Genomic DNA, 19517 nt, shown 5'->3' with positions numbered 1-19517 from the left:
TCCGCTCAGGAGCCGGCGCCCGGCCTGTCCACGAGTTCCACCTGATCCACCGCGTTGCACCAGCGGCAGCGGACCGACTCGATGGTCTCACTGACCACCTCGCGCTCCTCCACGGTGGGTTCCCCGGCCAGGTCGAGATGGACGTACTCGACGACCTTGGAGGAGCGGGTCACGTCGAAGCGGGTGAGGTTGCCGCAGAGAGTGCAGCGCCATCGCGTCGTGGCGGTCGGCAGGGGAACCGTCATCGTGGCTGTTCGCTTCCTTCTCGGATCGGTGCGCGCCGTTCACCGACGCGTGTGGCTCGTAACCCTACGGCCTGCGGGGCATCCGTCGCCCGTCCGTCCACGGCGGCGAGGCGGTGTGTACCAGTGCGTCCGGTTACGTCATGCTCTGTATTCATGATCAGAGAGTGGAGTGCGGGTGCGGGGCGGTCCTTTCGAGCGGCCCGGAGCGCCCCGGCCCCGATGACGTACGGCCTCATCGCCCTGTGCTGTCTGCTCTTCGTGCTGGGCCCGGCCTCGGGTCTGACCCGGGCGTACGGCACCGGGGAGGCGCTGCCGGCGGCGCAGCGGGCGTACTTCCGGCACTGGGGCGTGATCCCGGCCGAGCTGTTCGCCGCGCCGGCGCGGGAGGCGCTGACCCCGGCCACGGCGCTGTTCGTGCACGGGAGCTGGGTGCATCTGCTCGGCAACATGCTCTTCCTCCTCGTCTTCGGGGTCATGACCGAGGAACGGATGGGCCGGGTCGAGTTCACGCTGTTCTACCTCGGCTGCGGCTATCTCGCCCTGCTCGGCTACGCGCTCGCCAACGCGACCTCCGAGCAGTCCCTGGTGGGGGCCTCCGGGGCGATCTCGGCGGTGCTCGGCGCCTTCCTGCACCTCTTTCCACGTGCCCGTGTCACCAGTCTGCTCCCCTTTCTCCTCTTCCTCCCGCTGCGCTTCCCGGCCTGGGTGGTGCTGCCGTTCTGGGCCGGCCTCCAGTGGTTCGCGGCCTCCCGCGCGCCCGAGGGACCCGGGGTGGCCTACCTCGCCCACGTGGTCGGCTTCTGCCTGGGCTTCGGCTACGCGTGGGTGCGGTACGGGCGGAGAGCTAGAGTGAAGGCCGTTCCGGCTTCGGCGTCCGAGGGAGAAAACCAGCCGTGATCACCGCGATCGTCCTGATCAAGACCAGCGTGGACCGGATTCCGGAGATCGCCGAGCAGATCGCCGCCCTGGACAGCGTCAGCGAGGTGTTCTCCGTCACCGGCACCTACGACCTCATCGCCATGGTCCGCGTCGCCCGCCACGAAGACCTCGCCGAGGTCATCCCGGCCCGCATCAGCAAGATCCCCGGCGTGGAGGCCACCGACACCCACGTCGCCTTCCGCACCTACTCCCAGCACGACCTGGAAGCGGCGTTCGCGATCGGCCTGGACAACTAGCCCCTCCGGCGGCTCGGCGGTTCGGCGGTTCACCTCCGCCTGAGTGCCCGGCCGGGAGCCGGAGGGCCGCCGCCGCCCCCACAAGGGCCGACCTGTACGGGATCGCGATCGGCCGCCGCCTCCCCCGCCGGGACCGAGCCGGAGGAATGTCCGGCACGGACCGTCACCCGCCCGGGGATGCCCCGCGCGAACGTGATCGGCCCGCGCGCCCGTACCCCCCTGCCCGGCCGGCGCGGGCCGTCGGCCGCCTCGGGGCGCCGAACCCCCGGGGGGCGCGGGCGCGGTCGGCCGTCGTCCCGCCTCCACCGGACCCGCCCCCGGGGCGTCGCTCAGTCCTCCGGGACGCAGTGGCCGTTCTCCGTGCGGTAGCGCCACCGCGCGCCGTGCTCGACCAGCTCTCGCACGGCCCGTACGAAGCGGTCGACGTGCTCCTCGGGGGTGCCCGCGCCGAAGCTGACGCGGACCGCGTTCAGGGGGGTGTCGGGGGTGTCGCAGGCGGTGGGGGTGTCGGGGGTGCCGTCGAGCAGGGTGCGGACGAGGGGGTGGGCGCAGAAGAGGCCGTCGCGGACGCCGATGCCGTACTCGGCGGAGAGGGCGGCGGCGAGGTGGGAGCTGTTCCAGCCGGCCACCACGAAGGAGAGCACCCCGACGCGCGGGGCGTCGTCCCCGAAGAGGGACAGGACGCGGACGCCGGGCACCTCGGCCAGCCCCTCGCGCACCCGGTGGATCAGCAGCGCCTCCCGCTCGGCCAGGCGGTCGAGACCCGCCTCGGTCAGCGCCGTGCAGGCGGAGGCGATCGCGTAGGCGCCGATGACGTTCGGGGACCCCGCCTCGTGCCGGGCGGCGCCCTCGTGCCACTCCACCTCGACGCGGCCGTCCGCACCCCGTACGACCCGGCGGCTCGCCCCACCGCCCGCGAGGTACGGCTCCGCAGCCGTCAGCCAGTCGGAGCGCCCGGCCAGCACCCCCGAGCCGAAGGGCGCGTACAGCTTGTGCCCGGAGAAGGCCACCCAGTCCACGTCCAGCTCCCGCACGCTCACCGGGTGGTGCGGGGCCAGCTGTGCCGCGTCGAGGACGATCCGGGCGCCGTGGGCGTGGGCCGTCGCCGCCAGCTCGCGCACCGGCCACAGCTCCCCGGTGACGTTCGAGGCGCCGGTGACGCAGACCAGCGCCGGGGCGCCGGTGTCCCGTACGGCGAGGGCCCGCTCCAGCGCGGCCACGGCCGCCTCGGGGCCGCGGGGCGCGGCGAGGACGGTGACCCGGTCCTCCGGCCAGGGCAGCAGCGCCGCGTGGTGCTCGGTCTCGAAGACGAACACCTCGCACCCGGCGGGCAGCGCACGCGCCAGCAGGTTCAGCGAGTCGGTGGTCGAGCGGGTGAACACCACCTGGTCGTCGCCACGGCAGTCCAGGAAGCGGGCCACCGTACGGCGCGCGTTCTCGAACAGCTCGGTGGAGAGCCGGGACAGATGCCCGGCGCCGCGGTGGACACTGCCGTAGTACGGCGCGTAGGCGGCCACGTCGTCCCAGACGCGCCGGAGGGCGGGGGCACTGGCCGCGTAGTCGAGCGCGGCGTACTCCACCTCGCCGCCGGTCACGAGCGGCACGGTGACCCCGCACCCGAGGACGGGCAGCGGAGCGAGGACGGCGGGGGCAGCGGTGAGCACGGACATGAGGAGTCAACTCCCTTGAGGAAGCCCGGAGTCGGCACGCGGGTACGACAAGTCCCGGCACGCGACGACTCGGAGAGAAGAAGAGAAAGGGCGTGCGGAGGCGGGGCTCGACAGCCCTAACGCATTCGCTTGTTCAAGGAAGGCTCCCTCGACCGCGCTTGCCGTAGACCTCGCTGCCTACGGCCTGGTCCTCACCCGGGGCACCCCGCCACGGACGGAGGGTTGCCGGACAGCCGGCCGGGGCCTGTTGGCTGTCACTCGTGACCTGATCGAAAAATTAGCGGGAGGGGGACGGTTCACGCAACCGGCGTCCGGATCGCGGGACGCCGGTCACGTCACGTCGGCACCTCAGCGGTTCGTCGCCGCCACCCACCGCTCCAGCGTCCGCCCGGCCGCCCCGGAGTCGATGGACTCCGCAGCCAGGGCCATGCCGTCGCGCAACTGGTCCGCCAGGGGCGCCCCGGTCGGGTCCAGGGCCACCAGCGCGGCCGCCGAGTTCAGCAGCACCGCGTCCCGTACGGGTCCCGTCTCGCCGCCGAGGAGCCTGCGGGCGACCTCCGCGTTGTACGCCGGGTCGCCGCCGCGCAGGGCGTCCACCGGGACCAGTTCGACGCCGACGTCACGCGGGTCGAAGACCTCCTCGGTGACCTTGCCTTCGCGCACGATCCACACCCGTGAGGGCGAGGTCGTCGTCAGCTCGTCGAGACCGTCCTCGCCCCGGAAGACCAGGGAGGAGTTGCCCCGCTCGGCGAAGACGCCCGCCACGATGGGCGCCATGGCGAGGTTGGCGACGCCGACCGCCTGCGCCCGCACCCGGGCCGGGTTGGTCAGCGGGCCGATGACGTTGAAGACCGTACGGATGCCGAGCTGGCCGCGCGCGGCGCCCACGTGCCGCAGCGCCGGGTGGAACTTGATCGCGAAGCAGAAGGTGATCCCCGCCTCCTCCGCGACCTCGGCCACCCGCCCCGGGCTCAGTTCCAGATTGACGCCGAGCTTCTCCAGCACGTCGGAGGAGCCGGAGGCGGAGGACGCGGCGCGGTTGCCGTGCTTGATGACCTTCGCGCCGGTGCCCGCGACCACGATCGAGGACATCGTGGAGATGTTCACGGTCTTCGCGCCGTCGCCGCCGGTGCCGACGATGTCGACGGTCCGGCCCGGCACCTCGATGGTGTTCGCGTGGTCGTACATCGCCCGGACGATGCCGGTGATCTCCTGGACGGTCTCGCCCTTGGCGCGCAGCGCGACCAGGAACCCGGCGATCTGGGCGTCGGTCGCCTCGCCGCGCAGGAGCCGGTCCATCGCCCAGGCGGTCGCGTCGGCGCTCTGGTCCTCGCCCTCCAGCAGGGAGTTCAGTACGGCAGGCCAGGAACGGCCCGCCGCGGTGTCGCCTCCAGCGGGGGTCACAGCGCTCATCAGCCGCTCCTGTGTGAAAAGTCCTCGTTCGTGGGGCACGCGGGTGCCCACCCCCACCCTATCCAGCCCGAACAGGGCGAAGGGCCCCGCCCGGTCCCCCAAGCTCAAAGGAGCAGGGGGTACCCCATCGGACGGGGCCCTTCGTGCGTTGTGGCGACGCGGGGATCAGTGGTGGCCGTGGCCGCTCGTGATCTCCTTGTACTCCTCGACGGTCGGCTTCGGGATCTGGTTGTCCTCGCCGTAGTAGGCGTTGGACAGCTTCACGCGCAGCCGCTGCGACGCCGTCACCTTGCGCTCGACGCCGTTCTCGTCCACCGTCGCGCCGATCTCGGCCGGCTCGTACTGGTGGTGCGCCGTCAGGGTGTGGAGCTGCTCCTGGCTGAGCGGCTCGTGCACCTCGATGAACTCACCGTGCGGCAGGCGCTTGATGATGCCGGTCTCGCGGCCGTGCAGCACCTTCTCCTTGTCGCGGCGCTGGAGGCCGAGGCAGATCCGCTTGGTGACGATGAACGCGATCACCGGGCCCGCGAAGAAGCCGATGCGGACGAACCAGGTCACGGCGTTGATCGACAGGTGGAAGTGGGTGGCCCACAGGTCGTTGCCACCGCCGACCAGACCGATCATGTAGACCGTGACCCAGGCGACACCGAACGCGGTACGGGTCGGGGCGTTGCGCGGGCGGTCCAGGATGTGGTGCTCGCTCTTGTCGCCGGTGACCCAGGACTCGATGAACGGGTAGACCGCGATGGCCATCAGCACGACACCGAACAGCACCAGCGGGATGAACACACCCAGGACCAGCGTGTGGCCCCAGAAGTTGATCTCCCAGCCCGGCATGTAGCGGACCAGACCCTCGGCGAAGCCCATGTACCAGTCGGGCTGGGCGCCCGTGGAGACCTGGTCGGGGCGGTAGGGGCCCATCGCCCAGATCGGGTTGATCTGCGCGATCGCCGCGATGACCGCGATGACACCGAAGACCAGGAAGAAGAAGCCTCCGGCCTTCGCCATGTACACCGGCAGCAGCGGCATACCGACGACGTTGGTCTCCTTCTTCCCCGGACCCGCGAACTGCGTGTGCTTGTGGTAGAAGACCAGGATCAGGTGAGCCACCATCAGCCCGAGCATGATGCCCGGCAGCAGCAGGATGTGGATCGAGTAGAACCGCGCCACGAAGTCGTGACCCGGGAACTCGCCGCCGAAGAGGAAGAACGAGATGTACGTGCCGACGATCGGCATGGACAGGATCGCGCCCTCGGTGAAGCGCACACCGGTGCCGGAGAGCAGGTCGTCCGGGAGCGAGTAACCGGTGAAACCGGTGAACATGCCGAGGACGAACAGCAGGAAGCCGAACAGCCAGTTGACCTCACGCGGCTTGCGGAACGCGCCGGTGAAGAACACGCGCATCATGTGCACGAACATGCCCGCGAGGAAGATCAGCGCGGCCCAGTGGTGGATCTGCCGGATGAGCAGACCACCGCGCACGTCGAAGGAGATGTGCAGCGTGGAGCTGAACGCCTCCGACATGAGCTGTCCCTGGAGCGGGACGTAACTGCCGTGGTACTCCACCTCGTTCATCGACGGGTGGAAGAACAGCGTCAGATACACACCCGTGAGGATGATGATCATGAAGCTGTACATGCACACTTCGCCGAGCATGAACGACCAGTGGTCGGGGAAGATCTTGCGCATGTTGGCCTTGGCCAGGGAGTAGATCCCCAGCCGGCCGTCGGCCCAGTCGGCGATGCGCTCGCCGGCCGGAGCCTTCCCGCCCGAGCGGGAAGCGTCGTTGTTCGCAGTACTCATCCGCGCTCCCAGAATGCAGGACCGACGGGCTCCGCGAAGTCGCCGAGCGCTTCGAGGTAACCCTCGTCGTTCACGCCGATGTGAAGCTGCGGCAGGGCGTGACCGGCGGGACCGAAGATCACCCGGGCGCCGTCGGAGAGGTCGAAGGTGGACTGGTGGCACGGGCACAGCACGTGGTGCGTCTGCTGCTCGTACAGGGAGATCGGGCAGCCGACGTGGGTGCAGATCTTGGAGAAGGCGACGATGCCCTCGTGCGACCACGCCAGTTCCTGCTTGTCCTTGATGTTCTCCGGCTGGAGCCGGATGATCATCAGGGCCGCCTTGGCGATCTGGTTCTGGAAGTCCTCGTCGGTCTCCTCCAGGCCCTCGGGCTTGGCGAAGGTCAGCGAGCCCACGGCCACGTCCTCGGGACGCAGCGGCTCGTTGGTGTTCACGTTGACGAGGAGCTTGCCCTTCGCCCACAGCGTGTGGCGGAGCGACTTGTGCGGCAGCGGGCCGAGGTCGCGCAGCAGCATCACGCCGGAGAGCGGCACCAGGGCCAGCGCGCCGAACATGGTGTTGCGGATCAGCTTGCGACGGCCGAGACCCGACTCCTTGGCACCCTCGCGGAAGTCCTCGAAGACCTTCGCGCGGACCTCGGGAGAGGCCTCGATCGGGTGACGCTCGGAGGCGACCTCGACGTCCGACATCAGGGTGCGCGCCCAGTGGACGGCGCCCGCGCCGATGCAGAACAGCGCCGTACCGAGGGTCAGACCCAGCGCGAAGTTCAGCGCGCTGATGTGCCCGATCGGGAAGACGAAGATCGCCTTGTCACGCGGGATGGTGACGTACGAGGCGATGAAGCCGAGGGTGGCCAGCATCGAGATCGTGAACAGCAGGGCGACCGCGCGCTCGGACCGGTCGGCGGCCCGCTCGTCGATGTCCTGGATCCGGTGCTCGTGGGGCGGCAGCCCCGGGTCGGCGAACGGGTTCTTCTCGTCCGCGACGCTTACCGCGCCGTGCGCGTGGTCCTGCTCAGCGGGCAGGTTCTCTTCAGAATTGTCTTGGCTACTCATGACTTCTTGGCCTTTGCGGTCCGAGCGGCGACCCAGACGGCTACCGCGATCAGCGCGCCGAGGCCGAAGATCCAGGCGAACAGGCCCTCACTGACCGGCCCGAGGCCGCCCAGCTCCAGACCGCCCGGGTTCACGGTCTCGCTGCCGTTGACCGCGTGCAGGTACGCGATGATGTCCTTCTTGTTCTTCTCCGTCATCGTGGTGTCGGGGAAGGACGGCATGTTCTGCGGGCCGGTCTGCATGGCCTCGTAGATGTGCTTGGGGTCGACACCCTCGAGGCTCGGGGCGTACTTGCCCTTGGTGAGGGCACCGCCCTTGCCGGTGAAGTTGTGGCACTGCGCGCAGTTGGTGCGGAACAGCTCGCCACCCTGGGCGATGTCGGCGCCTTCCGGGCCGTACTGCTCCTTCGTGGGCACGCTCGGGCCGGCGCCCAGCGACGCGACGTACGCGGCGAGCTGGTCGATCTGGGCTTGGGTGTAGATGGTCTTCTTGCGCGGGATCTGGGCCATCTGGGAGGTCGAGGCCGGCATACGGCCGGTGCCGACCTGGAAGTCGACCGCCGCGGCGCCGACGCCGACCAGGCTGGGCCCGTCGGAGGAGCCCTGGCCACCGGTGCCGTGGCAGCTTGCGCAGCCGACCTCGTAGAGCTTCTTGCCCTCCTTGATGGTCAGGGACTGGGAGGTTTCATCGGCCTGGGCCTTGCTCGCGGGTGCGAACGCGGCGTACAGCCCCCCAGTTGCCGCCAGCGCGAGGAGTAGGACGACGACCGCCGCCAGCGGATGGCGTCGTCGTGAGGAGAGCTTTTTCACGGATTACCCCGGTGTCAGGATCTTCTGCGTCGGTGCTTCTGGATGTGCGGGAACGGTCCCCGCTACTTGATCAAGTAGATCGTGGCGAAGAGGCCGATCCAGACCACGTCGACGAAGTGCCAGTAGTAGGACACGACGATGGCGGCGGTCGCCTGCTCATGGGTGAACCGCTTCGCCGCGTAGGTACGGCCCAGTACCAGCAGGAAGGCGATGAGACCGCCCGTCACGTGCAGGCCGTGGAAGCCGGTGGTCAGGTAGAACACCGAGCCGTACGGGTCGGAGGACAGGGAGATCCCGTCCTTCTTCACCAGCTCGGTGTACTCGTAGATCTGCCCGCCGATGAAGATCGCACCCATGATGAAGGTGAGGACGAACCAGGCGCGGAGCTTCTTCACGTCACCGCGCTCGGCAGCGAACACGCCGAGCTGACAGGTGAGCGAGGAGAGCACCAGGATCGTGGTGTTCGTCGCGGAGAAGGGCACGTTGAGCGCGTGCGCCATCTCCTTCCAGTGCGCCGCTCCGGTCACGGACCGGAGGGTGAAGTACATCGCGAAGAGGGCCGCGAAGAACATCAGCTCGGAACTCAGCCAGATGATGGTTCCGACGCTGGTGAGGTTCGGCCGATTGACCGACGGGTGCGCGTGCCCGGTTTCTACTGTCGTTGCTGTCGCCACGACCGACATTATGTCGGTCGCTTATCTCGCCCTCACTCCGGGGGTGCCGTTCGGAGTGTCCGTGCTTGTCGTACCGGTGTTGACGCGGTGTCCGGCGGAGTAACATCCGGCCCGGAAAGGCCCGTCCGTACGACGCCGACGTCTCGGAGGAACCATGCAGCCGACCGCCACCGTGCTGGTGTACAGCGACGACTCCACCACCCGGGAACAGGTACGGCTGGCCACCGGTCGCCGCCCGGCTCCGGACGTGCCCCGAGTCGAGTTCGTCGAGTGCGCGACGCCCGAGGCAGCGGTCCGCGCGGTGGACGCGGGCGGCATCGACGTGTGCGTGCTGGACGGCGAGGCGGTGCCGATGGGCGGCATGGGGCTGTGCCGCCAGCTCAAGGACGAGGTCTTCGACTGCCCGCCCGTCCTGCTGCTGATGGGCCGTCCCCAGGACGCCTGGCTGGCCACCTGGAGCCGGGCGGACGCGGCTGTGACGCTGCCGGTCGACCCGATGGAGTTCGCCGAGTCCCTGGCCTCCCTGCTGCGCCGGCGCCGCCTGCAGAGCGCCTGAGGCGCCCCGGGGACGCGGGAGCCGCTCAGGCGGGCCGTACGGCTCCCGCGTCGCCACTCAGGCCGCCGCGGGGTGCAGCCGCACCGAGTCCTGCGGGTTGGCCGGGGCACCGCCGCCGCCGTTCAGGGCGCTGCCCGCGCTCCACTTCTTCCAGTCCAGGTTCCAGTCGCCGAAGCCGTTGCCGAAGGGCTCCATGGCATGGCCGTTGGAGTTGACGACCTTGACGACGTCGCCGGCGCGTACGTGGTCGAAGAACCACTCGGCGTTGGAGGTGCTCATGCCGGTGCAGCCGTGGCTGACGTTGGCGTACCCCTGTGAGCCGACGGACCAGGGCGCGGCGTGGACGTATTCGCCGGACCAGGTCACCCGGGTGGCGTAGTAGACCGGCAGGTCGTAGGAGTCGGAGCTGCCCTCGGCGATGCCGACCGTGGTACCGCGCATCCGTACGAGGTACTGCTTCTCCAGGATCACCTTGACGCCGTTGCGGGTGTCGAAGCCGGGCTTTCCGGTGGTGATCGGGATCTGGTTGATCTCCTTGCCGTTCTTGTAGAACGTCAACTGGTGGGTGGCCGCGTCGGTGATGGCCTCGACCCGGTCCCCCGTGGTGATCTTCAGGTCCTTGGTCTTGCCGCCCGACAGCTTGTCGTTGATCTTGATGCCGTCCAGGTTGCTGTGCACCTGGATGGTGGCGTGGGCGGGCCAGTACTCCTTGGGCCGGTAGTGCAGTTCCTTGTCGCCGACCCAGTACCAGGAACCCCGCACGGCGGGCACCGAATCGACCCTGAGGCCCCGCTCCACGACGGCCCGCTGCGCCTTGTCCTTGATCTCCTGGTCCAGCTGGACGGTGATCGGCTGTCCCACTCCGTACTCGCCCGCCTGGGGCCCGAAGGTGACGCCCAGGGTCTTCTTGCCCGTGGCCTTGGTCGTGTCGAAGGTGAGGACCTTGCGGCCGGGCGCGCCGTCGTCGTCCTCGGTGCTGACCTGGACCGTGTAATGGGCGTTGGCGGCCAGCGGGGAGGTGCTGTGCCACCGGCCGCCGTCGGCGGCGAGTTCGCCCGTCACATAGCGCCCTGTGGCGTCCCGGGCGGTGACGTCCGTGATCCGGCCCTCGTCGCTCTTCAGGGTGACTTCCAGGGGCTTGTCCGGGTCCACCCGTTTGCCCGCCTCGGTGGGGCCGGTGAAGGAGATCTGGCCCGCCGCGTCGTACGGCTTGGTCGCCAGGGCCGCGTTGCCGCCCGAGCCACAGCCCGTGACGCCCGCGCCGAGGGCGGCCACCAGCAGGGTGCAACTGACGACAGTGCGGGTCCGCGCAGAGTGATTCATGTGATTACGTTATGAGGCGAAAAGTCCCGGGGCGCGGCGCGTACCTCGGACGAGGGACGGACACTGCGGCAAACGGAGGAGCCCGGACCCTCCTGACGGAGTGTCCGGGCTCCCGGTGCGCTCGGCGCTGTGTTACGGGGTGTCCTACTGGGTGCGGTTCTCACCGCGGTAGTACTCGAAGACCCAGCCGAACAGACCGACCAGGATGATCGGCGCGGCGAAGTAGACGAGCCACCAGCCGACGGCGATGCCGAGGAAGGCCAGGGCGCCGCCGACCGCCAGGGAGAGCGGCTGCCAGCTGTGCGGACTGAAGAAGCCCAGCTCGCCCGCGCCGTCCGAGACGTCGGCCTCCTTGTCGTCCTGCGCGCCCGCGTCGACCCGCCGGGCGGTGAAGCCCAGGTAGAAGCCGATCATGATGCACAGGCCGAAGGCCAGGAAGAGCGCCGTGGTGCCGGCCGGCTCCTTCGACCACACGCCGTACACGACGGCCATGATCAGGACGAAGAAGCTCAGCCAGATGAACATCCGGCCCTGGATCTTCACTTGCCGGCCTCCTTGCTGCCCGCGATGGCGGCGCCGTGACCGGCGTGCTCAAGCTGCTCCAGCGCGGCGATCTCGGGGTGGTGCAGGTCGAACGCCGGGGATTCGCTGCGAATCCGCGGCAGGGTGAGGAAGTTGTGCCGCGGGGGCGGGCAGGAGGTCGCCCACTCCAGCGAACGGCCGTAGCCCCACGGGTCGTCCACGCCGACCGGCTTGCCGTACTTGGCCGTCTTCCAGACGTTGTAGAGGAACGGCAGGATCGACAGGCCGAGCAGGAACGACGCGATGGTCGAGACCGTGTTCAGGGCGGTGAAGCCGTCGGCCGCCAGGTAGTCGGCGTAGCGGCGGGGCATACCCTCGGCGCCCAGCCAGTGCTGGACCAGGAAGGTGCCGTGGAAGCCGATGAACAGCGTCCAGAAGGTGATCTTGCCCAGGCGCTCGTCCAGCATCTTGCCCGTGAACTTCGGCCACCAGAAGTGGAAGCCCGCGAACATCGCGAAGACGACCGTACCGAAGACCACGTAGTGGAAGTGCGCCACCACGAAGTAAGAGTCGGAGACGTGGAAGTCCATCGGGGGCGAGGCCAGGATGACACCGGTCAGACCACCGAAGACGAAGGTGATCAGGAAGCCGGTCGTCCAGAGCATCGGCGTCTCGAAGGACAGCGAGCCCTTCCACATCGTGCCGATCCAGTTGAAGAACTTCACACCGGTCGGGACCGCGATGAGGAACGTCATGAAGGAGAAGAACGGCAGCAGCACACCGCCGGTGACGTACATGTGGTGCGCCCACACGGTCACGGACAGACCGGCGATGCCGATCGTGGCGGCGATCAGGCCCATGTAGCCGAACATCGGCTTGCGCGAGAACACCGGGATGATCTCGGAAATGATGCCGAAGAACGGTAGGGCGATGATGTACACCTCTGGATGGCCGAAGAACCAGAAGAGGTGTTGCCACAGCAATGCCCCGCCGTTGGCGGCGTCGAAGACATGGGCACCGAACTTGCGGTCCGCCTCCAGGGCGAACAGCGCGGCCGCGAGGACCGGGAAGGCCAGCAGGACCAGCACACCGGTCAGCAGGACGTTCCACACGAAGATCGGCATACGGAACATCGTCATGCCCGGAGCGCGCATGCAGATGATCGTGGTGATGAAGTTGACCGAACCGAGGATCGTGCCGAAGCCGGAGAAGGCCAGACCCATGATCCACATGTCGGCGCCGACACCCGGCGAACGGACCGCGTCCGACAGCGGGGAGTAGGCGAACCAGCCGAAGTCGGCCGCACCCTGCGGGGTGAGGAAGCCGCCCACCGCGATGAGCGAGCCGAACAGGTAGAGCCAGTAGGCGAACATGTTCAGCCGCGGGAACGCCACGTCGGGCGCGCCGATCTGCAGCGGCATGATCCAGTTCGCGAAACCGGCGAACAGCGGCGTCGCGAACATCAGCAGCATCACGGTGCCGTGCATCGTGAACGCCTGGTTGAACTGCTCATTGGAGACGATCTGCAGACCCGGACGGGCCAGCTCGGCGCGCATGATGAGCGCCAGCACACCACCGATGAGGAAGAACGCGAACGACGTCGCGAGGTAGAGCGTGCCGATCGTCTTGTGGTCGGTGGTCGTCAGCCACTTCACCACGACATTGCCGGGCTCCTTGCGCCTGACCAGCAGCTCGCTATCGGACGCGTCGGCTGCGGCGGCACCCTGGGGTTCGTTGAGGATGCTCACAGGTTGTTCGTCTCCCGGTTCTTCTCGTGGCTCGTCTGCGCGATGCCGGCGGGAATGTAACCGGTCTGCCCCTTCTTGGCGAGGTCCTTGAGGTGCTGCTCGTACCGCTCGGGGGAGACGACCTTCACGTTGAACAGCATCCGGGAGTGGTCGACGCCGCACAGCTCGGCACACTTGCCGAGGAAGGTGCCCTCGTGATTGGGAGTCACCTGGAAGGCGTTGGTGTGACCCGGGATGACGTCCTGCTTCATCAGGAACGGCACCACCCAGAAGGAGTGGATGACGTCACGCGAGGTGAAGATGAAGCGGACGGTCTTGCCCTTGGGCAGCCAGAGCGTCGGACCGGGATTGTTGGTCTGCGGGTTCCGCGTACCCGGGGTGCCGACGTCGTAGACACCACCGGCGTTCGCCGGGAATGCCTTCGTGAACCGGTCCGGAATGGCGGCCAGGTTCGGGTCGGTCTTGGCGTTCCCGGTGGAGCCCGGGACGTTCTCGATGTAGTTGAAGCCCCAGCTCCACTGGAAGCCGACCACGTTGACCGTGACGTCGGGCTTCTTCTCCAGGCTGAGGAGCTTCGACTCGTCGCGTGCCGTGAAGTAGAACAGCACGGAGACGATGATGATCGGGACCACCGTGTACAGCGCCTCGATGGGCATGTTGTACCGCGTCTGCGGCGGAACCTCGACCTTGGTGCGGCTGCGCCGGTGGAACATGACGCTCCACAGGATCAGGCCCCACACCAGCACGCCGGTAGCGAGCGCGGCGGCCCAGGAGCCCTGCCACAGGGAGAGGATGCGGGGAGCCTCTTCCGTGGTCGGGGTGGGCATACCAAGGCGGGGGAAGTCCTTGTATGTGCAACCGGTGGCGGTCGCCAGGACCAGGCCCGCGGTCAGTGCCTGCAGCAGCTTCCGCCGCATCGGGCGCCGCGGCGAGCGGTCGGAGCCGTTGGGACTCACGTAGCGCCTTCCCGAGAGTCTCGCCCGCGCGGTCGGCTGCGGCCTTCTCGCTGGTCGGTCGCCGCCCTGCGTCGGGCAGGGGTTTGGATGTTTATGCGGACCAAACCCTAGCCGACGGCCTCCGGCGGTTCGCGGGGAGGGGGGCATACGCGTCGCCGGTTCGTTTCGAGGGGTGGGTGTGGGGGCCTAATCGCCGTGGCTTGTTGCGATTTGGGGGTGTGTGCGGGTATGTGGTGGGCCGTTCGTGCGGTTCCCCGTGCCCCTTTCGCAGCGCGCCCGGCGTTCTAACGTTGAGCCTGTGAGCTACTTCGACGCCGCTTCCGTCGCGCCCCTTCATCCCGTTGCCCGGCAGGCTCTGGTCGCCTCTTTGGAGGAGGGGTGGGCTGATCCCGGGCGGGTCTACCGGGCGGGGCGCAGGGCTCGGGTGCTGGTGGACGCGGCCCGGGAGGCGGCCGCGGAGGCGGTGGGGTGCCGGGCTGACGAGGTGGTGTTCACCGCCTCCGGGACCGAGGCCGTTCGGCAGGGGATCGCGGGGGCGTTGGCGGGGCGGCGGCGGACGGGGCGTCACCTGATCGTGTCAGGGGTCGAACATTCCTCTGTACTCCATTCGGCGGAGGAATGGGAGGCCGACGGGGGGTCGGTGAGTCGGGTCTCCGTCGACCGCGGGGGTGCCGTCTCCGCGAGCGCGTACGGGGACGCGCTGCGGGCCGACACCGCGCTGGCGTGTCTTCAGTCCGCCAATCACGAGGTGGGGACCGTGCAGCCGGTGGCGGAGGTGGCCGAGTTGTGCCGGGCGGCGGGGGTGCCGTTGCTGGTGGACGGCGCGCAGTCGCTGGGATGGGGGGCGGTCGAGGGCGACTGGTCGCTGCTGACCGCCAGTGCGCGCAAGTGGGGCGGGCCCGCCGGGGTGGGGCTGCTCGTGGTGCGCAAGGGGGTGCGGTTCCAGCCCCAAGGGCCGCGCGAGGAGGGGCGGTCGGGGCGTACGGCCGACTTCGGGAACATCCCGGCGATCGTCGCGGCGGTGGCCGCGCTCAGGGCCGTACGGGCCGAGGCGGACGCGGAGGCGGCACGGCTGCGGGAGCTGACAGAGCGGGTGCGCACGCGCGTGCCTGGGTCGGTGCCGGACGTGGAGGTGGTGGGCGATCCGGTACGGCGGCTGCCGGGCATCGTCACCTTCTCCTGCCTCTACGTGGACGGCGAGGCGCTGCTGCACGAGCTGGACCGGGAGGGTTTCGCCGTCTCCTCGGGGTCCTCGTGCACGAGCGGCACGCTGGAGCCGAGCCATGTGCTGAAGGCGATGGGGGTGCTGAGCGAGGGCAACGTCCGCGTGTCGCTGCCGCCGGGCGTGGCGGAGGAGGACGTGGAGCGCTTCCTCGACGTGCTGCCCGGCGCGGTGGCGCGGGTCCGGGAGCAACTGGGGGCGCCGGCGCCGGAGACGTCGGTGCGCGCGGCGGAGCTGGTCGTGGACTCGCTGGGCAAGCGGTGCCCGATCCCGGTCATCGAGCTGGCCAAGGTCATCGGGGACGTGCCGGTGGGCGGCACGGTACGGGTGCTCTCGGACGACGAGGCGGCCCGGCTCGACATCCCGGCGTGGTGCGAGATGCGGGGGCAGGAGTACGTGGGCGAGGAGGCGGCACCCCGGGGTACGGCGTACGTCGTGCGCCGGTTGAGCTGACCGGGAGCGTGAGGGGGGCCGGCCTCGACGGACCCGCGGTAGCCCGCGGACCCGTCGAGGCACCCGGACTCAGCCCAGGTGCTCGCGAACCTCGGCAGCCGCGTCGTCCCCGTACGCCTTGGTGAAGCGGTCCATGAAGTGCGCCCGCCGCAACTGGTACTCCTGGGTGCCGACCGTCTCGATGACGAGCGTCGCCAGCATGCAGCCGACCTGGGCCGCGCGTTCCAGGGAGACGCCCCAGGCGAGGCCGGAGAGGAAGCCGGCGCGGAAGGCGTCGCCCACGCCGGTCGGGTCGGACTTGCGCTCCTCTTCGGGGCAGCCGACCTCGATCGGGTCCTCGCCGACGCGCTCGATGCGGACGCCGCGCGAGCCGAGGGTGGTGACGCGGTGGCCGACCTTGGCGAGGATCTGCTCGTCGGTCCAGCCGGTCTTGGCCTCGATGAGGCCCTTCTCGTACTCGTTGGAGAACAGGTACGTGGCGCCGTCCAGCAGTATCCGGATCTCCTCGCCCTCCATACGGGCGATCTGCTGGGAGAAGTCGGCGGCGAAGGGGATGTCGCGGGAGCGGCACTCCTCCGTGTGGCGGAGCATCGCCTCCGGGTCGTCGGCGCCGATCAGGACGAGGTCCAGACCGCCGACGCGGTCCGCGACCGTCTTCAGCTCGATGAGGCGGGCCTCGCTCATGGCGCCGGTGTAGAAGGAGCCGATCTGGTTGTGGTCGGCGTCCGTGGTGCACACGAAGCGGGCGGTGTGCAGGGTCTCGGAGATGCGGACGGACTCGGTGTCCACGCCGTGGCGCTCCAGCCAGGCGCGGTACTCGTCGAAGTCGAAGCCCGCGGCGCCGACCAGGATCGGACGGGTGCCGAGCTGGCCCATGCCGAAGGCGATGTTCGCGCCGACGCCGCCCCGGCGGACGTCCAGGTTGTCGACCAGGAAGGAGAGCGAGACCGTGTGCAGTTGGTCCGCGACGAACTGGTCGGCGAAGCGGCCGGGGAAGGTCATGAGGTGGTCGGTGGCGATGGAGCCGGTGACTGCGATACGCACGACGGGCGTTCTCCTGGCGGAAGGGGAGGTGACAGTTCACGCTACCCGGTTCCGGGCGGGCACTGAAGCGGGGAAAACTACCCGATAGTAGATCTTTCTTCACCGCCACCCGCGTGCCTACGGTGCGGGCATGACGAACCTCAGGGGCGACTCCCCCACCCCGGCGGACCTCGACGGCGGCCTCGCCGCCCTGCGCGGCGAGGCCGCCCGGATGGCCCCGCACTGGCCCGCCTCGACGGACCCCTCCGCCCGTCCGGTCGCGCCCTCCGCGATCCACGGGGTGCGTGTCCCGCCGCGCTCGGCCCGCCTGGTCGACGCCATGCCGGACTACGGCGACTGAGCCGGGGCGCACGACAGGGAACCGCGCGCCCCCCACCCACGTCCCACCGGCGCCCCCGCGACACGGGGCACGGACCGGCGAGGAGCGATGCGGTGAACCCCGAGCGACCTGAGGACGTCAACGTCCCGGACCCCGAAGACGCGGAGCAGCCTGCGGCGGATCGGCGGGCGGACGAGCGCGGGGGTGCGACGCCCGGCCCGGCTGCGGGCACGGAGCCGAAGGCGGCGGACACCGGCGCGGCGGCGGAGTCGGGGTCGGCGGACGGGGGCGCGCGGACCGGCACGGCGGCGGCGCCGACCGCGGCGACGAAGCCGGAGGCACCGGACACCGGCGTGGCCCCGGAGCCCGACGCGGCGGGCGCGAGCGTGGCGGCGGCGCCGGAGGCGGCGGAGGCGGCGGACGCGACAGCCGCAGCGACGCCGTCCGGGACAGCGGGCGCCGGTGCGGAACCGGAGGCGGCGGACACCGGCGCGGCAGGGAAGCCGGAGGCGGCGGGCAGCGCGGCGGCTGCCGAGGCTCCGCGCCCCGCACCCCCCACCCTGGACACCGGGACCCCGGGCGGAACCACCCGCCCGGCCGCGCCCCACTCGGATGAACCCGCTCCCCCGCCCCGCCCCCGTACCGCGCTGATCGTCGCCTCCGTGGCCGCCGCCGTGCTGGCGCTCGGGGGCGGTGGGGCCTGGCTGGCCGCCGGGGTCGGGGCGGACGGTGGGCCCGGGTCGGCCGGACCGGGGGCGACTCCCCCGCCGCTCGCGTTGGACGGAGGCAGCGCCGCGGGGATCGCGCCCGGGGAGCCGAATCCGTACGGCGTGCGGTACGTGGCCGACGGGAAGCTGCCGGACGGCCCGGGGGTGGCGGCGGTGCACGCGCCGGAGGGCGCCGTCGGGAAGGACGCGGTGGCGCGGCTGGCGCGGGCGCTGAAGGTCGACGGGACGCCGGTGGCGGACGGGGAGGGATGGCGGGTCGGCGGGCGCGCCGGGGAGCCGGTGCTGCGGGTGGACGGGGGTGCGGCCGGGGGGTGGTCGTTCAGCCGGTACACACCCGGCACCGACAACTGCCCCAAGGCCGACGTGTGCGCGCAGGACCCGGTCGCCCCGGCCGCCGACGCGGTGAGTGTGGCGAAGGCACGCCGGGTGGTCGCGCCGGTGCTCAAGGCGCTCGGGCAGGACGACGCGAAGAGCGACGCGAGCCAGGTCATGGGTGCCCGGCGGGTGGTGAACGCGGATCCGGTGGTGGGCGGGCTGCCCACCTACGGCTGGACGACCGGGCTGACCGTGGACGAGCGGGGCGAGATCGTCGGCGGGCACGGGATGCTGGCCGTACCGGCGAAGGGCGCCGAATACCCCGTACTGAGCGCGGACAGGACCCTCGCGCTGCTCAACTCGGCGCAGCCGGAGGGGCATCGGATGGGCATCGGGGGCTGTGCGACGCCGGAACCGCTGAAGGACCGCCTGGAGCAGCCGTGCGGGACGGGCGCGTCCCCGGCGGTGCCGAAGGGTGACCGGCTGACCGTGGAGAAGGCGGTGTTCGGGCTCGCCGCGCACGCGGTGAACGGCCGGGAGGCGCTGGTGCCGTCGTGGCTGTACCAGGTGCGGGGTACGGCGGCGCGCGGCACGTTCACGGTGACGTACCCGGCGGTGGACCCGAAGTACCTCACCACCGCGGCGCCGTCGGGCTCGGCGGGGAGCGAGCGGTCGGTGAAGGTCGGGGCCTACAGCGCGCACGGCCGTGAGCTGACCGTCCGCTTCCTGGGCGGTGTCTGCGCCGACCACCGCGCGGCCGCGAAGGAGAGCGCCGGGCGGGTCACGGTGTCGGTCACCGAGCGGCCCCGGCCGGGCAAGGTGTGCGTGCTGATGGCGAAGGAGTTCGCCGAGACCGTACGGCTCGACGCGCCGCTCGCCGGACGGACGGTCGTCACGGAGGACGGCGGACGCGTGCCGGAGGCGGAGTCGCTCGCCCGCCCCGAGAAGTAGTCCCCGCGCCGAGGAGCGGGAACGCGCGAGGCGGCGGACCCCCGGATCGGGGGCCGCCGCCTCGTGCGTCGGGCCGGTCGGGCCGGACCGCTTAGCTGAAGGAGTCGCCGCAGGCGCAGGAGCCCGTCGCGTTCGGGTTGTCGATCGTGAAGCCCTGCTTCTCGATCGTGTCCACGAAGTCGATGGTGGCGCCGCCCAGGTACGGGGCGCTCATGCGGTCGGTCACGACCTTGACGCCGTCGAAGTCCTTCACGACGTCGCCGTCGAGGGCGCGCTCGTCGAAGAAGAGCTGGTAGCGCAGGCCGGAGCAGCCGCCGGGCTGGACGGCGACGCGCAGGGCGAGGTCGTCACGGCCTTCCTGGTCGAGCAGGGCCTTGACCTTCGACGCGGCGGCGTCGGTCAGGACGATGCCGTCGGTGACGGTGCTGGTCTCGTCCGATACGGACATCTACATCTCTCCCAAGTCGTACGGAGACTGCTTTTCGAGGAGTGCAACCGGCGCGTCGGCCGATTCATTCCGGGCCGGGCGGGCGCGT

The 19517-nt window shown here is 70.3% G+C and carries 19 protein-coding genes and 1 riboswitch; of the genes, 6 read left to right on the top strand and 13 right to left on the bottom strand.

From position 1 onward, the window contains the following. Positions 1-5: 5 nt before the first annotated feature. A complete protein-coding gene (locus ACWEEU_RS17460; protein ID WP_014672226.1) occupies positions 6-245 on the bottom strand; it encodes a hypothetical protein in 240 nt (79 codons plus the stop codon). A 153-nt stretch (positions 246-398) separates the two neighbouring features. On the opposite strand from ACWEEU_RS17460, the gene ACWEEU_RS17455 reads away from it, so the two are divergent. Then, on the top strand, positions 399-1142 hold the full coding sequence (locus ACWEEU_RS17455; protein WP_385743970.1) for a rhomboid family intramembrane serine protease: 744 nt from the start codon (positions 399-401) through the stop codon (positions 1140-1142). Next, positions 1139-1420, top strand: coding sequence for an Lrp/AsnC family transcriptional regulator (locus ACWEEU_RS17450; RefSeq protein ID WP_018545545.1), 282 nt, complete (start codon positions 1139-1141; stop codon positions 1418-1420). Before ACWEEU_RS17455 ends, ACWEEU_RS17450 begins: the two co-directional genes overlap by 4 nt. A gap of 329 nt (positions 1421-1749) precedes the next feature. On the opposite strand, the gene ACWEEU_RS17445 is transcribed toward ACWEEU_RS17450, so the two are convergent. From ACWEEU_RS17445 to ctaE, 6 genes are all read right to left on the bottom strand, one after another. Then, complete coding sequence (locus tag ACWEEU_RS17445; RefSeq protein ID WP_451733219.1) at positions 1750-3090, bottom strand: aminotransferase class V-fold PLP-dependent enzyme; 1341 nt, start codon at positions 3088-3090, stop codon at positions 1750-1752. A 149-nt stretch (positions 3091-3239) separates the two neighbouring features. Next, a riboswitch (SAM riboswitch) is annotated at positions 3240-3356 on the bottom strand. Positions 3357-3438: 82 nt separating this feature from the next. After that, positions 3439-4503 carry an anthranilate phosphoribosyltransferase gene (trpD, locus tag ACWEEU_RS17440; RefSeq protein WP_385743967.1) on the bottom strand — a complete coding sequence of 355 codons (1065 nt, stop codon included), beginning with the start codon at positions 4501-4503 and terminating at the stop codon, positions 3439-3441. Between the two features lie 165 nt (positions 4504-4668). Further along, on the bottom strand, positions 4669-6306 hold the full coding sequence (gene qcrB, locus ACWEEU_RS17435; protein ID WP_385743965.1) for a cytochrome bc1 complex cytochrome b subunit: 1638 nt from the start codon (positions 6304-6306) through the stop codon (positions 4669-4671). Then, a complete protein-coding gene (gene qcrA / locus ACWEEU_RS17430) occupies positions 6303-7361 on the bottom strand; it encodes a cytochrome bc1 complex Rieske iron-sulfur subunit (protein WP_385743963.1) in 1059 nt (352 codons plus the stop codon). The genes qcrB and qcrA overlap by 4 nt, the downstream gene beginning before the upstream one ends. Then, entirely contained in the window at positions 7358-8170 is an 813-nt protein-coding gene (qcrC, locus tag ACWEEU_RS17425; protein WP_385743961.1) for a cytochrome bc1 complex diheme cytochrome c subunit, read from the bottom strand. Before qcrC ends, qcrA begins: the two co-directional genes overlap by 4 nt. Positions 8171-8232: 62 nt before the next feature. Further along, positions 8233-8853, bottom strand: a complete 621-nt coding sequence (ctaE, locus tag ACWEEU_RS17420) for an aa3-type cytochrome oxidase subunit III (protein ID WP_385743959.1) — start codon at positions 8851-8853, stop codon at positions 8233-8235. 145 nt (positions 8854-8998) lie between these two features. Here ctaE and ACWEEU_RS17415 point away from each other — a divergent pair, with 145 nt between their 5' ends. Continuing rightward, positions 8999-9400 (top strand): response regulator transcription factor, encoded by a 402-nt coding sequence (locus ACWEEU_RS17415; protein WP_199583407.1) that lies wholly within the window; start codon positions 8999-9001, stop codon positions 9398-9400. Between the two features lie 57 nt (positions 9401-9457). Here the strand turns inward: ACWEEU_RS17415 and ACWEEU_RS17410 are convergent, their stop codons facing one another. From ACWEEU_RS17410 to ctaC, 4 genes are all read right to left on the bottom strand, one after another. Continuing rightward, the gene (locus tag ACWEEU_RS17410; RefSeq protein ID WP_385743956.1) at positions 9458-10723 is read right to left on the bottom strand and encodes a L,D-transpeptidase; all 1266 of its coding nucleotides are present in this window, start codon (positions 10721-10723) and stop codon (positions 9458-9460) included. Positions 10724-10867: 144 nt separating this feature from the next. After that, a complete protein-coding gene (locus ACWEEU_RS17405; protein ID WP_018545535.1) occupies positions 10868-11266 on the bottom strand; it encodes a cytochrome c oxidase subunit 4 in 399 nt (132 codons plus the stop codon). Then, positions 11263-12993, bottom strand: coding sequence for an aa3-type cytochrome oxidase subunit I (ctaD, locus tag ACWEEU_RS17400; RefSeq protein ID WP_385743953.1), 1731 nt, complete (start codon positions 12991-12993; stop codon positions 11263-11265). The genes ACWEEU_RS17405 and ctaD overlap by 4 nt, the downstream gene beginning before the upstream one ends. Then, positions 12990-13949, bottom strand: a complete 960-nt coding sequence (gene ctaC, locus ACWEEU_RS17395) for an aa3-type cytochrome oxidase subunit II (protein WP_451733210.1) — start codon at positions 13947-13949, stop codon at positions 12990-12992. Before ctaC ends, ctaD begins: the two co-directional genes overlap by 4 nt. A gap of 298 nt (positions 13950-14247) precedes the next feature. Here ctaC and ACWEEU_RS17390 point away from each other — a divergent pair, with 298 nt between their 5' ends. Continuing rightward, positions 14248-15624, top strand: a complete 1377-nt coding sequence (locus ACWEEU_RS17390; protein WP_385743951.1) for a cysteine desulfurase/sulfurtransferase TusA family protein — start codon at positions 14248-14250, stop codon at positions 15622-15624. A gap of 69 nt (positions 15625-15693) precedes the next feature. Here the strand turns inward: ACWEEU_RS17390 and ACWEEU_RS17385 are convergent, their stop codons facing one another. Continuing rightward, positions 15694-16668, bottom strand: a complete 975-nt coding sequence (locus tag ACWEEU_RS17385) for a carbohydrate kinase family protein (protein WP_385743949.1) — start codon at positions 16666-16668, stop codon at positions 15694-15696. Positions 16669-16798: 130 nt separating this feature from the next. Between ACWEEU_RS17385 and ACWEEU_RS17380 the strand changes: the two genes are divergently transcribed. Further along, positions 16799-17008 (top strand): hypothetical protein, encoded by a 210-nt coding sequence (locus tag ACWEEU_RS17380; RefSeq protein ID WP_451733206.1) that lies wholly within the window; start codon positions 16799-16801, stop codon positions 17006-17008. Between the two features lie 92 nt (positions 17009-17100). After that, positions 17101-18981 carry a hypothetical protein gene (locus ACWEEU_RS17375; protein WP_451733203.1) on the top strand — a complete coding sequence of 627 codons (1881 nt, stop codon included), beginning with the start codon at positions 17101-17103 and terminating at the stop codon, positions 18979-18981. A gap of 91 nt (positions 18982-19072) precedes the next feature. Here ACWEEU_RS17375 and erpA read toward each other — a convergent pair whose 3' ends face one another. After that, positions 19073-19429, bottom strand: a complete 357-nt coding sequence (erpA, locus tag ACWEEU_RS17370) for an iron-sulfur cluster insertion protein ErpA (protein ID WP_451733200.1) — start codon at positions 19427-19429, stop codon at positions 19073-19075. Positions 19430-19517 lie beyond the last annotated feature (88 nt).

It is taken from the genome of Streptomyces sp. NPDC005004 (genome assembly GCF_053600675.1).
The sequence above is the reverse complement of the archived record's forward strand: the minus strand, read 5'-3'. Positions and strand labels throughout refer to the sequence as shown.

Bases quoted from the DNA above. Each gene is read 5' to 3' on its own strand.
- ACWEEU_RS17380 (WP_451733206.1), top strand. From the start codon at position 16,799: ATGACGAACCTCAGGGGCGACTCCCCCACCCCGGCGGACCTCGACGGC.
- ACWEEU_RS17415 (WP_199583407.1), top strand. From the start codon at position 8,999: ATGCAGCCGACCGCCACCGTGCTGGTGTACAGCGACGACTCCACCACC.
- ACWEEU_RS17460 (WP_014672226.1), bottom strand. From the start codon at position 245: ATGACGGTTCCCCTGCCGACCGCCACGACGCGATGGCGCTGCACTCTC.
- qcrA (WP_385743963.1), bottom strand. From the start codon at position 7,361: ATGAGTAGCCAAGACAATTCTGAAGAGAACCTGCCCGCTGAGCAGGAC.
- ACWEEU_RS17445 (WP_451733219.1), bottom strand. From the start codon at position 3,090: ATGTCCGTGCTCACCGCTGCCCCCGCCGTCCTCGCTCCGCTGCCCGTC.
- qcrB (WP_385743965.1), bottom strand. From the start codon at position 6,306: ATGAGTACTGCGAACAACGACGCTTCCCGCTCGGGCGGGAAGGCTCCG.
- trpD (WP_385743967.1), bottom strand. From the start codon at position 4,503: ATGAGCGCTGTGACCCCCGCTGGAGGCGACACCGCGGCGGGCCGTTCC.
- erpA (WP_451733200.1), bottom strand. From the start codon at position 19,429: ATGTCCGTATCGGACGAGACCAGCACCGTCACCGACGGCATCGTCCTG.
- ACWEEU_RS17410 (WP_385743956.1), bottom strand. From the start codon at position 10,723: ATGAATCACTCTGCGCGGACCCGCACTGTCGTCAGTTGCACCCTGCTG.
- ACWEEU_RS17455 (WP_385743970.1), top strand. From the start codon at position 399: ATGATCAGAGAGTGGAGTGCGGGTGCGGGGCGGTCCTTTCGAGCGGCC.
- ctaE (WP_385743959.1), bottom strand. From the start codon at position 8,853: ATGTCGGTCGTGGCGACAGCAACGACAGTAGAAACCGGGCACGCGCAC.